Source organism: Streptomyces sp. A0592 (genome assembly GCF_004795115.1).
GTDB classification, from domain to species: Bacteria; Actinomycetota; Actinomycetes; order Streptomycetales; family Streptomycetaceae; genus Streptomyces; species Streptomyces erythrochromogenes.
This window is the reverse complement of sequence record NZ_SSBM01000052.1, coordinates 24,342-36,647: the sequence shown is the minus strand read 5'-3', so window position 1 is coordinate 36,647 and position 12,306 is coordinate 24,342. Positions and strand designations below refer to the sequence as shown.

Genomic DNA, 12,306 nt, shown 5'->3' with positions numbered 1-12,306 from the left:
GCTCCCGCCGATCATGAGCCGCCGTACTCACCGGTGTACTCAAAGGGCGCCTGAGTAGCCCCGCCCAGGCCCCGTCCATGGCCGTCGCGCAGCAGCGCACCCTGTGGCCGGCCTCCTCCCGCGCCGGGTCCGGCGGCGGCGTCCGCTCTTGGACCGCGAAGGCCTCCGCGAGGTCCAGGACCGGACGCCGCCGCCGGAGCGGGTTGGGCGGTCAGGTGAGGTCGAACTCCCCGCCCCGGGCGTTGAGCACGAACTTGTGCCACTCGTCCGGCGAGAAGATCAGGGAGGGGCTCTCGGGGCGCTCGCTGTTGCGCATCGCGATGAAGCCCTCGACGAAGGCGATCTGGACGTCACCCGCTCCCCGGCTGCTCGACTGCCAGTCGGCCTCGGTGAGATCGAGGTCCGGCTTCCCCCAGCCTGCGAGGGGCTGTGAAGTCATGCTCTCGGCCACGTGCGTGCTCCTCCCGGTACGTCGTCCGGGGGCCAGGTTAACCATCGCAGCGGGTGCCGCACAGGCCACGGTGAGTCACTCGTGACCGGCGCGGCACCCGGGCGGGGCGGGCGGTTCCACTCAGGTGGCGGGTTCCTCCGCCCCCACCAGCCACATCGCGAAGAACTGCGCGCCGCCGCCGTACGCGTGGCCCAGCGCCCGGCGGGCTCCCGGGACCTGGTGTTCCCCGGCCCGGCCGCGTACCTGGAGGGCCGCCTCAGCGAAGCGGATCATGCCGGACGCGCCGATCGGGTTGGTGGACAGCACGCCGCCGGACGGGTTGACCGGAAGGTCGCCGTCGATCTCGGTGACACCGGCCTCGGTGAGCTTCCAGCCCTCGCCCTCCTCGGCGAAGCCCAGGTTCTCCAGCCACATCGGCTCGTACCAGGAGAACGGCACGTATATCTCGACCGCGTCGATCTCCCGGCGCGGGTCGGTGATCCCGGCCTGCCGGTAGACGTCGGACGCGCAGTCCTTGCCCGCCTGCGGGGAGACGAAGTCCTTGCCGGCGAAGAGCGTCGGCTCGCTGCGCATCGCCCCGCCGTGCACCCAGGCGGGCGGGTTCGGCGAACGGGCCGCTCCCGCCCGGTCGGTGAGGACCATCGCGCACGCGCCGTCGGAGGACGGGCAGGTCTCGGAGTACCGGATCGGGTCCCACAGCATCGGCGAGGCCTGGACCTTCTCCAGGGTGATGTCGTGCTCGTGCAGGTGCGCGTACGGGTTCTTCAGCGCGTTGCGCCGGTCCTTGTACGCCACCAGCGAGCCGACCCCGTCGGGCGCGCCGGTGCGCCGCATGTACGCGCGCACGTGCGGGGCGAAGAAGCCGCCGGCGCCGGCGAGGAGGGGCTGTTGGAAGGGGACGGGGAGCGAGAGCCCCCACATGGCATTCGATTCGGACTGTTTCTCGAAGGCGAGGGTGAGGACGGTGCGGTGGACGCGGGCGGCCACGAGGTTGGCGGCGACGAGCGCGGTGGACCCGCCGACCGAGCCGGCCGTGTGCACGCGCAGCATCGGCTTGCCGACGGCTCCGAGCGCGTCCGCCAGGTACAGCTCCGGCATCATCACGCCCTCGAAGAAGTCGGGGGCCTTGCCGATGACGACCGCGTCGATGTCGGCCCAGGTCAGTCCGGCGTCGGCGAGGGCGCGTACCGCGGCCTCGCGGACGAGTCCGGCGATGGAGACGTCGTGGCGGGCGGCCACGTGTTTGGTCTGGCCGATGCCGACGACGGCCACGGGCTCTTTACTCACCTTGCGTCCCCTTCCAGGACGGCGACCAGGTTCTGCTGGAGGCAGGGGCCGGAGGTGGCGTGGGCGACGGCCCGGTCGGATGCGCCGCGGTGGATGCGGGCGGCCGCCTCGCCGATGCGGATCAGGCCGGCGGCCATCATCGGGTTGGCGGCGAGCGCCCCGCCGGAGGGGTTGACGGCGACGGCGTCGCCGAGCCCGAGGGCCTTGCGCAGGACCACCTCCTGGGAGGAGAACGGCGCGTGCAGTTCCGCCGTGTCCACGGGGGCGTCGAAGAGGCCCGCGTGCTCGGCCGCGGTCCGGGTGGACGGGGAGTCGGTGAGGTCGCGCAGGCCCAGGCCGTGCGCCTCGATGCGGTGGTCGATGCCCGTGATCCAGGCGGGGCGTTCGCACAGCTGCCGCGCGAGGTCGCCGGCGGCCAGGACGACGGCGGCCACGCCGTCTCCGACGGGCGGGCAGTCACCGGTACGCAGGGGCCGGACCTGGTAGTCGCCGTGCGGGACGGCGCCGCGCAGTTGGGCGTGCGGGTTGGCCCCGGCGTCGGCCCGGCTGCGCGCCGCGATGGCGGCCAGGGCGGGCTCGTCGGTCTCGCCCGCGTCGATGAGGGCCTGGGCCTGGAGGGCGGCCAGGGCCACCGAGTCGGGCCAGAGGGGGGCGAGGTAGTACGGGTCGAGCTGGCGGGTGAGCACGTCGCGTACGGATCCGGGCGAGGACTTCCCGTACGAGTAGACGAGCGCGGTGTCCGCCTCGCCGGTCTGGATCTTGACCCAGGCCTCGTAGAGGGCCCAGGCGCCGTCCATCTCGACGTGGGACTCGGAGATCGGCGGCCAGGCGCCGACCCCGTCGAGGGTCATGGTGAAGGAGAAGGCGCGGCCCGCCAGGTAGTCGCTGGAGCCGGAGCAGGTGAAGCCGATCTCGCCGGCCTTCAGTCCGGTGGCGGCCAGCACCTGGTGGAGGACCGGCATGACCATCTCGACTTCGCTGAGTTCGTCGGTGCGGCGCAGGTGGTCGCTCTGCGCGAAGGCGACGACGGCCACGTCGCGTGCGTACCTGCTCGTCCTGGGCCCGGTCATCAGATGAGCTCCTTGTACGCGTCGTAGTCCGCGTCCGGTTCGCCGGTGGGGCGGTAGTGGTCGGGGTAGCGGCCGCCTTCGGTCCAGACGGGCTCGACGCGCAGGCCCATGCGGACCTGGTCGTAGGGGATGCCGCCGATCCGGCCGTGGAGGGCGAGGCCGGCGCCGTCGAGGGCGATGTGGGCGTAGACGTAGGGGACTTCGATGTCCAGGTTCTTCGCCTTGATGTTGACGATGCAGAAGGTGGTGACCGTGCCGGCCGGGCCGACCTCCACCTGGTCGGTGGTGGCGACGCCGCAGGTGGGGCAGGCGCCGCGGGGCGGGACGTACACCTTGTGGCAGGAGGGGCAGCGCTCGCCGACGGTCCGCCGCTCGGAGAGGGCGCTGATGTAGGCGGTCTGGGCGCGGCCGGGGCTGTAGACGTAGTCCAGACGGGCCTCGGCGACGATGCCGGTGACGGCGTCCTCGAAGACGCCGTCGTGCGCGGCGGGCGGCCCGGCTTCGGGGGCGGGGCCGGGGCCGTTGTCGGGCTCGAAGCAGGCGATGTCCGTGATGGCGCCGCTGCGTTCGGCGGCCCAGCGGACGCGGACGCGCATGCCGGTGCGGACGGCGTCGGGGCCGGGGGCGTCGAGGGCGTGCAGCAGGGCGGTGTCGGCGCCGTCGAGCTTGACGAGGACCCAGGCGAAGGGGGTGCCGAGGGGCTGGTTCGGGCGGAGCCGGTCGTTCCAGGCCCAGGTGGTGACGGTGCCGGTGGCCGCGACCTCGACGAGGTCGCGGATCTCCTCGGAGGTGACGGGGTCGTACTCGACGGGCGGGACCACCACGGTGCCGTCGGAGGTCTTCACCCCGAGGACGACGCCCTCGCGGAGGCCGGTGAGGAAGGCGCTCTGAACGGGGCCGAGGGATCGGGTGAAGGGGAACTCGACGACGAGAGGCGCGCGGAGCACCTCCGGTGGGGAGGCAGCTGTCATGGTGGCTCTCCGTTGCGGTTGATTCCGGTGATTCCAAGCGCTCTTCCGGCCCGGCCGGCGTTTGAGGCGCGGGGGTCCGGGGGCGGAGCCCCCGGCAGCGGCGCCGCACCCGGGCACGGCGGCCGCGGGCCCGGGCCCCACCCGGCGCCGGCCTACTCGCGCCGGTACACCGCCGGCCGCTTCTCGGCGAAGGCCCGCGCCCCCTCCTTCGCGTCCGCGGTGTCGAAGACCGGCCAGCCGCGCAGGAGTTCGGAGGCCAGTCCCTCCGCCTCCGTCAGTCCGGCGGTCTCGTAGACCGACGCCTTGACCGCCTCGACCGCCAGCGGCCCGCACGCGTTGATCTGCTCGGCGATCTCCAGGGCCGCGTCGAGCGCCGTGCCGTCCGGGACGACCCGCCCCACGAGCCCGATCCGCGCGGCCTCGTCCGCCGAGTACGGGCGTCCGGTGAGCAGCATCTCCAGGGCGTGCGTGCGCGGGATCTGCCGGGGCAGCCGCACCGTGGAGCCGCCGATGGGGAAGAGCCCCCGCTTGACCTCGAAGAGCCCGAAGGTGGCGCCCTCGGCGGCCACCCGGATGTCGGTGCCCTGGAGGATCTCCGTGCCGCCGGCCACGCAGTAGCCCTCCACCGCCGCGATCACCGGCTTGCGCGGCCGGTGGTGACGGAGCATCGCCTTCCAGTGCAGGTCGGGGTCGGCCTTGAGGCGGTCCCGGTACTGGTCGCCGGCCATGCCCTTGCCGGCCAGCGCCTTGAGGTCCATGCCGGCGCAGAAGTCGCCGCCCGCGCCGGTCAGGACCACGGAGCGGATCTCGTGGTCGGCGTCCGCCTCCAGCCAGCCGTCGTACAGCCCCACCAGCAGCGGCAGCGAGAGCGCGTTCTTCGCCTCGGGCCTGTTCATGGTGAGCACCAGCGTGGCGCCGCGGCGTTCCACGGTCAGGTGTTCTGTCCCACCCATTGCCGTCCTCCCGTCTCAAGACCTAGAACAGGTTGCAGTAGGGGAGGGTGCAGTTCAATAGTTTTCTGACACTCAGTCAGATTTCTTGGGCGACGCCCTTCCCAGTTGCCGGCCACGGCGCTCTAATGACCGCCGGAGCAGCCGGCCGCGGGGCCAGTCATCGGGAACAACGGGGTCAGGAGGAACGGTGGAGTACAACCTTGCCGACCTGTTCGAGTCGGTCGTGGACGTGGTCCCGGACCGCGAGGCCCTCGTCTACGTGGACCACCCCGGGACGGGCGCCGAGCGCCGCCTCACGTACGCGGAGCTGGACGCAGCGGCGAACCGGATCGCGCACCACCTGCTGGACAGCGGCCTGACGGCCGGCGAGCACCTGGGGCTGCACCTCTACAACGGGATCGAGTACCTCCAGACCGTCCTGGCCTGCCTGAAGGCCCGGCTGGTTCCGGTGAACGTCAACTACCGGTACGTGGAGGAAGAGCTGGTCTACCTCTACAACGACGCCGATCTCGCCGCGCTCGTCTTCGAGGGCGAGTTCACCGGGCGGGTGGCGGCCGCGCTGCCGCAGACGCCGAAGCTGCGGCACCTGATCCGGGTCGGCGAGGCCCCCGAGGGCGCCCCCGAGCCGTCCGTCGCGCCCGTCCCGTACGCGGACGCGGAGGCGGCCGGCTCACCCGGGCGCGGGTTCCCGCCGCGCAGCCCCGACGACCTGTTCATCATCTACACCGGCGGGACCACGGGCATGCCCAAGGGCGTGATGTGGCGGGCGGAGGACCTCTTCTTCGCGGGGCTCTTCGGCGGCGAGCCGTCGGGCGAGCCTGTGAAGCGGCCGGAGGAGCTGGCGGAGCGGGTGGCGGCGCGCGGCGCCGGGCTGACCTTCTTCCCGGCTCCCCCGCTGATGCACGGCACGTCGACGCTGACCTCGTTCATCGCCTTCAACTACGGCCAGCGGGTGGTCATCCACCGCAAGTACGCGCCCGAGGAAGTGCTCCGTACGATCGAGAAGGAGAAGGTCTCCAGCGTCTCCCTGGTCGGCGACGCGATGCTGCGCCCGCTGATCGACGCCCTGAACGGCCCGCTGAAGGGCACCGACCTGTCGTCGCTGTTCAGCGTCTCCTCGTCCGGGGCGATCATGTCGGAGACGGTGCGCGCCGAGTTCCAGAGGCTCGTGCCGAACGTGCTGCTCCTGAACAACTTCGGATCCTCCGAGTCCGGTTCCAACGGCCGGGCCACGGACGACTCCGGCCCGGAGAAGGGCTTCCGCCTGGAGGTCAACGACCGTACGCAGGTGGTGGACCCGGTGACGCACGAGCCGGTGGCGGTCGGCGAGCCGGGACGCCTGGCGCAGCGCGGCCACGTGCCGCTCGGCTACTACAACGACCCGGAGAAGACCGCCGCCACGTTCTTCCAGAAGGGCGGGGAGCGCTGGGTGCTGCTGGGCGACATGGCGACCGTCGACGAGCAGGGCATCGTCACGGTGCTCGGCCGCGGCTCGCAGTGCATCAACACCGGCGGCGAGAAGGTCTATCCGGAAGAGGTCGAGCAGGCGCTGAAGTCGCACCCCGACGTGTACGACGCCCTGGTGGCCGGGGTCCCGGACCCGACCTGGGGAAGCCACGTGGCCGCGGTGGTCCAGGTGCGCCCGGGAGCCGAAGCGCCGACGCTGGACGAGATCCAGAGCCACTGCCGCACCCGGCTCGCGGGCTACAAGATCCCGCGGCAGCTCGTGATCGCGCCGGCCATACAGCGGTCGCCGAGCGGCAAGGCGGACTACCGCTGGGCGAAGACGGTCGCGACGGCGGCGGACACCGGCGGCACGGGCACCCGTACCGCGGGCTGAGAGGACCGGCGGGTCCGGTTCGGTGCCGTGTCGCACGTGACGCGGCTCCGAACCGGGCCCGCCGCCCGGTCAGGCCCCGGCCAGGCCCCGGTCAGACCCGGTCAGGCCCCGGCCAGGCCTCGGTCAGGCCCCCGTGGCCAGGAAGTGCCCGACGCGCTCCGCGAAGCCGGCGGGGTCGTCCAGCCACGGGAAGTGCGCGGCGGCGGACTGGACGTGGAGGACCCCGGCGGGGAACGCCGCCGCGATCTGCTGGGCGAGGCCGGGCGGCGGGTTGCCGTCCAGTTCGCCCGCCAGTACCAGCACCTCCCCCGCGACCCGCCCCAGGGCCGCACGGACGGCGGGCGGGTCGCATACACCGGGGCCGGCGAAGGCCGCGGCCGCCTTCTCGTTCTGCTCGCGCTCGCCCGCGGCGTAGTGCGCCTGCGCGACTGCGTCCCAGCGTCCGTAGAACAGGGGCGCCGCGCGGTCCCATTCCTCGTCCGTGTCGGCGCCGGCGAGGATGCGCCCGTATGCCTCCGCGGCCGTGTCGTACCGCTCGTCCCCTGCCCTGAGGCGGGCCGCAGCCAGCCGGTCCTGCGCGGTGCTCACCAGGTCCAGGGCCCACGCGGTGGGGGTGACCAGGACGGTCCGGCCCAGCCGCTCCGGGTGGGCGGCCGCGTACAGCAGGGCGAGGTTGCCGGCGGCCGAGTGGGCCAGGAGGTCCATGCGCTCCAGGCCCAGGTGGACGCGGAGCGCCTCGACGTCGGCGACCTGGCGGTCCGCGCGGTACGTCGACTCGTCGGCCGGCACGGCGGAGTCGCCGGTGCCGCGCAGGTCGAGCAGGATCAGAGTACGGTCGGCCGCCAGTCCGCCGAGGTCGCCCAGATAGCGGGAGGCGCGCATGGCGCCGCCCGGGAGGCACACCAGCGGCGGCCCTTCACCCAGGGTGCGGTAGGCCAGTTCGGTTCCGTCGTACGCGGCGAAGGTCGACATGGAGGCCATGAGATCAGACGATCACTCGTTCGAGTCATTGATTTAACCTGCACGGCCCTGGCAATCTACCGAATGATCGGTCGGTCTCTTGGGCCTTCTCACGATGAGGTGACGACATGGCGGTGCGGGCGGAGTTCCACGACGAGGGTGAGCGGCTGGGCCGCGACGAGCTGGCCGCCCTCCAGCTCACGCGGCTGCGGGCGACCCTGCACCGCGCGTACGAGCGGGTGCCCTTCTACCGGCAGGCCTTCGACAAGGCTGGCGTGCATCCCGACGACTGCCGCTCCCTCGCCGATCTCGCCCTGTTCCCCCTCACCACCAAGGCCGATCTGCGCGACCAGTACCCGTTCGGGATGTTCGCGGTCCCTCGTTCCGAGGTGCGCCGCATCCATGCCTCCAGCGGCACCACCGGGCGTCCGACGGTCGTCGGCTACACCGACGGGGACCTCTCCACCTGGTCCGATGTCGTGGCCCGTTCGATACGCGCGGCCGGCGGGCGGCCCGGCCAGATCGTCCACATCGCCTACGGCTACGGCCTGTTCACGGGCGGCCTGGGCGCGCACTACGGCGCCGAGCGCCTCGGCTGCACGGTCGTGCCCGCGTCGGGCGGGATGACGGACCGGCAGGTCCGGCTCATCGAGGACTTCCGGCCGGAGGTCATCATGGTGACCCCCTCCTACATGCTGACCCTGCTGGACGAGATGGAGCGCCAGGGCATCGATCCGCGCGCCACCTCGCTGCGGACGGGGATCTTCGGCGCGGAGCCGTGGACCGAGGAGATGCGGCGGGAGATCGAGGAGCGCCTCGACATGGACGCCGTGGACATCTACGGCCTGTCGGAGGTCATCGGGCCCGGTGTGGCGCAGGAATGCGTCGAGACCAAGGACGGCCTGCACATCTGGGAGGACCACTTCTATCCCGAGGTGGTGGATCCCCTGACGGGTGCGGTGCTCCCGGAGGGCGAGCTCGGCGAGCTGGTGTTCACCTCCCTCACCAAGGAGGCCATGCCGGTCATCCGCTACCGCACGAGGGACCTGACACGGCTGCTCCCCGGCACGGCCCGGCCGGCCTTCCGCCGGATGGAGAAGATCACCGGCCGCAGCGACGACATGATCATCCTGCGCGGGGTGAACCTGTACCCGACGCAGATCGAGGAGATCCTCCTGCGGACGCCGGGGCTGGCGCCCCATTTCCAGCTGCGGCTGGCCCGCGAGGGCCGGATGGACACCCTGACGGTCCGGGTCGAGGCCCGCCGGGAGTCGGACACCGCCCAGCGGGAGGCCGCGGCCGCCGGAGTGGTCCAGGCGGTCAAGGCGGGTATCGGCGTCTCCGTCCGGGTCGAGGTGGTCGACCCGGAGACCCTGGAGCGCTCCGTGGGCAAGATCAAAAGACTCGTGGACCTTCGCACCCCGGACCGGTGACAGGGCCGGCACCCGAACAAGGCGGTGAACGCCTGCCACTCCACGGGCGGACCGTGCGCCCGACCGGTCCTCGTCGGCACGCAGCCGCACAGGCCGCCTGAAAACCAGTGGAGCCGCGCCGCTGTGCGCCGTTACCGTGCTGCCGAACAAGCCGCCTGGGCAAGGACGTTCCGTTGTACACCCTGTGAGACCCCCGAGTGCTGATTCGTCGCGCGTCGCGCAAGTGCGCCGCGCTCCTTTCTGCTGCGGTCTTCTCACTGGAACCGGTGTACTTCTGTGCTCAATACCTGGGTGGTCGCTCCCACCTGCCTGCCGCTCGTTCTCCGCCGATGCCACACGTGCGCGTCCGAGCGCTTCCGGGCGAACGGCAAGTTCCGCGTCAACGCCCACCACAAGCTCCTCGACGCCTGGCTCCTGGTGCTCTGCACCACGTGCGGGGACACGGCGAAACTCACGGTCCTGGAGCGGGCGCACGTGCGCTCCATACGACCCGAGCTGCTGGACCGACTGCATGACAACGACCCGAGCCTGGCAGCCGAACTGCTCCAGGATCCGGTCGTGCGGCGCCGCAATCGCATCGCCCTCGACTGGGACGGCGCATGGCGCCTCGACACCGGCGGATCGGATCACCTCGACCGCGAGGTGATCGACGTCTCGGTCCGCTTCGCCGCGCAAATCCCGGTCCGGCCGGTGCGATTGGTCTCCGAAGGGTGCGGTCTTTCGCGGGCCGAGGTCGAGAGACTGGTCACGGACGGGAAGCTCGTCTCGGCGGTCCGGCTGAGCGGCAGGCTCTCCGGGGACTTCACCTTCACGCTCAAGCGCTGACCCCTCCCCGGGGCCGAGGGCCTGTCCGGCGGATCCCGCCGGACAGGCATAATCTCGCCATGAACATGCTTGCCGTGCGGGCGGTCCTGGCTGCCCTGCTCGTGGGAACCAGCCTGAGCGGGTGTTCGTTCCTTCCCCACTTCGACACCTGCGAGGGCACCGAGGCGGCCGTGGCCGCGCTCGACCAGCTGCCCGCGCTGGAACTGCATCCGAAGGGGGCCGTGGTCGTCGACGGTGATCCGTGGTCCGGGGCCCACTGCGTCGACGACACCGCGGGCGCCTGGCTCACCGCGGACCGGTTCTACGCGTACGGCGGGACCAGGAAGCAAGTACTGGACCACTACGGCCGTGAGGCATCGGCGGCGGGATGGCGTCCGGTGGACGGCCTGGACGCGGGGTTCGGCCGCGGGTTCGTCGTCTTCTGCTTCGAATCCCCCGACCAGCCGAGCATCACCCTCGCCTTCGCCTCACCCGAACAACTCCGCGAGTTCCACGGGATGGAACCGCACCCGGCGGAGCTGCTCGGCGTGGACGCCCGGACCTGGTACACGTGGTCCGCCGAGGCGCAGCCCGACGGTTCACGCATGGACTGTTAGTGGGCCGTCTCTTCCGGATCACCGCGCCGACCGGATGAAGATGGCGGGGAGGTGCTTGAGGACCATCACCCGCGCGGGCACGTCCGCGGCGATCAGCGCGGGTGCCACGCGGGCCCGGCGGCCCGCCACGCTTCGGCCTGCTCGGGGGTGCCCACGGCGGAGACCAGCGCGGCATGGAACGGAACACGGTTCGGCATGCCGCCGAGCGTGGCCGCGGCTCGCACGCACGAGCGAACGCGTCCGGTGCCGCCGGTCCCGCCTGTCCCGCCGCTCCCACCGAAGCCCTAGAAGTCCGCTCGCGCCAGGTCGTCCACGGCGTCCAGGGCGCGGGTCCACGGGTACGGTTGCGTGCCTCCCTGCCCCGGCGGGTGGGGGGTGAAGCCGTCCTCGCCGTACAGCACCCGGACGCCCGCGCCGCGGAGGACGGCGATGCTCTGCTCGAACTGCGGGTGCCGTACGAACGCCGTGTTCACGCACGGCATGACGGCCAGCGGGGTGCCCTTTCCGATGGCCTCGGCCGCCACCCCGACGACGAACCGGTCGGTGAGCCCGAGCGCCCATGCGTTGACCGTGTTGAACGTGGCCGGGGCGACGAGGATCGCGTCCGCCGCGGGCCACACGTCCGGGTCCGCCGGCTGCTTGTACCGGCTGCGGACCGGGTGGCCGGTGAGCGCGGCCAGGCCGTCGGTGCCTTCCGCGAGCCAGTGGGCCGCTGTCGGCGTCAGACCGAGGCACACGTCCCAGCCGCGGGCCTGCGCGTCCTCGATCACGCGGGCGACGTCGAAGACCGGCGGGGCGGCCGAACAGAGCAGGTACAGGGTGCGCGTCATGCGCCACAGTTGACCAGACGGCGGAGGCCGGACGTCGGCGGGGTCCCCGCCGGACCCCGCCCGCTCCGCGCCCCGGCCGCCCGGTACCGCCTGCGCGTTCCACCGCTCCGGCGGCGACCTGGCCTCCGGAGCAGGCGCCGAAACCACCCCTTCGGGCTCATTTCGCTCCCGCTCCCGGGAGCCGGCAGGCCCGTCCGGGTAGTGCATGAGGCGTGACCTCGACCCTCCGGCGGCTCCACGACCGGCTCCAGGGCTCCTACGTCGGGCTGGCCTGGAGCCGTGGCCGGGAGATGGAGCTGATGCACCGGGCGATGGGCTTCGCGGCCCTCGGATTCCTCACCCTGGTGCCGCTGCTGGTGGTCGTGGCCGCCGCGGCGCCCGGGAGCGGCTCGGGGTTCGGCCGCTGGCTCGGCCAGGCCCTCGGAGTGACGGCGTCCTCGCGGACGAGGATCGAGATGGTCTTCGGGGCCGCGGACATGGCGCTGGAGCGGACCACCGCCTTCGGGCTGGCCGCGCTCGCCGTGTTCGGCCTGACCTTCGGGTCGGCGGTGCAGACCGGCTACGAGAAGGTGTGGGACCTGCCAACGGCCCGCTGGCACACCATGTGGCGGCACGTGGTCTGGCTCGCCATGCTGGTCTGCTACCTCGCTCTGCTGGTGGTGATCCCCGCGCCGTCGGACGACGCCCTCGGCACGGTCCTCGGCACCGCCGGCGACCTCTTCGGCACCTGCCTGTTCTTCGTCGCCTCGCAGCGTCTGCTGCTCGGCGGCCGGGTCCGCTGGCGGGCCCTGGTACCGGGAGCCGTGGCGACCAGCCTCGGGCTGCTGGGGCTGCGGATCTTCTCGCAGCTGGTGTTCTCCCCGCTCATCGCCTCCAACGCCGTGACCTACGGCCCCTTCGGGACGCTGCTGGTCGTCCAGTCCTGGCTGGTCGGCGTCGGCTTCGTGGTCTACGGCGGCGCCCTCGTCGGCCGCCTCGTGCACGAGCACCTCACCCTGCGCCGGCTGCGCCGCAGCGGCCTCCTCCCCTGGGACGACGCCCGGCACCGGACCGACTGACTGGCTGGCTGGCTGGCTGGCTGACTGGCTGA

At 72.4% G+C, this 12,306-nt stretch carries 12 protein-coding genes; 5 read left to right on the top strand and 7 right to left on the bottom strand.

Going from position 1 to position 12,306, the window contains the following annotated elements:
• Nucleotides 1–211: 211 nt before the first annotated feature.
• From E6U81_RS36365 to E6U81_RS36345, 5 genes are all read right to left on the bottom strand, one after another.
• A complete protein-coding gene (locus tag E6U81_RS36365; RefSeq protein WP_030654016.1) occupies nucleotides 212–451 on the bottom strand; it encodes a DUF397 domain-containing protein in 240 nt (79 codons plus the stop codon).
• Between the two features lie 120 nt (nucleotides 452–571).
• Complete coding sequence (locus tag E6U81_RS36360; protein WP_136234282.1) at nucleotides 572–1,738, bottom strand: thiolase domain-containing protein; 1,167 nt, start codon at nucleotides 1,736–1,738, stop codon at nucleotides 572–574.
• Nucleotides 1,735–2,808, bottom strand: a complete 1,074-nt coding sequence (locus tag E6U81_RS36355; protein WP_136234281.1) for a thiolase domain-containing protein — start codon at nucleotides 2,806–2,808, stop codon at nucleotides 1,735–1,737. Before E6U81_RS36355 ends, E6U81_RS36360 begins: the two co-directional genes overlap by 4 nt.
• A complete protein-coding gene (locus E6U81_RS36350; protein WP_136234280.1) occupies nucleotides 2,808–3,779 on the bottom strand; it encodes an OB-fold nucleic acid binding domain-containing protein in 972 nt (323 codons plus the stop codon). Before E6U81_RS36350 ends, E6U81_RS36355 begins: the two co-directional genes overlap by 1 nt.
• A gap of 152 nt (nucleotides 3,780–3,931) precedes the next feature.
• Complete coding sequence (locus E6U81_RS36345; protein WP_136234279.1) at nucleotides 3,932–4,732, bottom strand: crotonase/enoyl-CoA hydratase family protein; 801 nt, start codon at nucleotides 4,730–4,732, stop codon at nucleotides 3,932–3,934.
• A gap of 187 nt (nucleotides 4,733–4,919) precedes the next feature.
• On the opposite strand from E6U81_RS36345, the gene E6U81_RS36340 reads away from it, so the two are divergent.
• The gene (locus tag E6U81_RS36340; RefSeq protein ID WP_136234278.1) at nucleotides 4,920–6,572 is read left to right on the top strand and encodes an acyl-CoA synthetase; all 1,653 of its coding nucleotides are present in this window, start codon (nucleotides 4,920–4,922) and stop codon (nucleotides 6,570–6,572) included.
• 123 nt (nucleotides 6,573–6,695) lie between these two features.
• On the opposite strand, the gene E6U81_RS36335 is transcribed toward E6U81_RS36340, so the two are convergent.
• Nucleotides 6,696–7,544 (bottom strand): alpha/beta hydrolase, encoded by an 849-nt coding sequence (locus E6U81_RS36335; protein WP_136234277.1) that lies wholly within the window; start codon nucleotides 7,542–7,544, stop codon nucleotides 6,696–6,698.
• A 116-nt stretch (nucleotides 7,545–7,660) separates the two neighbouring features.
• On the opposite strand from E6U81_RS36335, the gene paaK reads away from it, so the two are divergent.
• The 3 genes from paaK (at nucleotide 7,661) to E6U81_RS36320 (ending at nucleotide 10,386) form a co-directional block, all read left to right on the top strand.
• Nucleotides 7,661–8,965: a phenylacetate--CoA ligase PaaK gene (paaK, locus tag E6U81_RS36330; RefSeq protein ID WP_136234276.1), complete on the top strand. Its 1,305-nt coding sequence runs from the start codon at nucleotides 7,661–7,663 to the stop codon at nucleotides 8,963–8,965.
• A 276-nt stretch (nucleotides 8,966–9,241) separates the two neighbouring features.
• Nucleotides 9,242–9,790, top strand: coding sequence for a DUF1062 domain-containing protein (locus E6U81_RS36325; RefSeq protein ID WP_136234275.1), 549 nt, complete (start codon nucleotides 9,242–9,244; stop codon nucleotides 9,788–9,790).
• Between the two features lie 59 nt (nucleotides 9,791–9,849).
• Nucleotides 9,850–10,386 (top strand): hypothetical protein, encoded by a 537-nt coding sequence (locus E6U81_RS36320; RefSeq protein ID WP_136234274.1) that lies wholly within the window; start codon nucleotides 9,850–9,852, stop codon nucleotides 10,384–10,386.
• A gap of 284 nt (nucleotides 10,387–10,670) precedes the next feature.
• On the opposite strand, the gene E6U81_RS36315 is transcribed toward E6U81_RS36320, so the two are convergent.
• Nucleotides 10,671–11,216, bottom strand: coding sequence for a flavoprotein (locus E6U81_RS36315; RefSeq protein WP_136234273.1), 546 nt, complete (start codon nucleotides 11,214–11,216; stop codon nucleotides 10,671–10,673).
• A 212-nt stretch (nucleotides 11,217–11,428) separates the two neighbouring features.
• Between E6U81_RS36315 and E6U81_RS36310 the strand changes: the two genes are divergently transcribed.
• Nucleotides 11,429–12,274, top strand: coding sequence for a YhjD/YihY/BrkB family envelope integrity protein (locus tag E6U81_RS36310; RefSeq protein ID WP_136234272.1), 846 nt, complete (start codon nucleotides 11,429–11,431; stop codon nucleotides 12,272–12,274).
• The last annotated feature ends 32 nt before the right edge of the window (nucleotides 12,275–12,306 follow it).

Coding starts and splice junctions, on each gene's coding strand:
- E6U81_RS36355 (WP_136234281.1), bottom strand. CDS start 2,808: ATGACCGGGCCCAGGACGAGCAGGTACGCACGCGACGTGGCCGTCGTC.
- E6U81_RS36350 (WP_136234280.1), bottom strand. CDS start 3,779: ATGACAGCTGCCTCCCCACCGGAGGTGCTCCGCGCGCCTCTCGTCGTC.
- E6U81_RS36345 (WP_136234279.1), bottom strand. CDS start 4,732: ATGGGTGGGACAGAACACCTGACCGTGGAACGCCGCGGCGCCACGCTG.
- E6U81_RS36335 (WP_136234277.1), bottom strand. CDS start 7,544: ATGTCGACCTTCGCCGCGTACGACGGAACCGAACTGGCCTACCGCACC.
- paaK (WP_136234276.1), top strand. CDS start 7,661: ATGGCGGTGCGGGCGGAGTTCCACGACGAGGGTGAGCGGCTGGGCCGC.
- E6U81_RS36320 (WP_136234274.1), top strand. CDS start 9,850: ATGAACATGCTTGCCGTGCGGGCGGTCCTGGCTGCCCTGCTCGTGGGA.
- E6U81_RS36315 (WP_136234273.1), bottom strand. CDS start 11,216: ATGACGCGCACCCTGTACCTGCTCTGTTCGGCCGCCCCGCCGGTCTTC.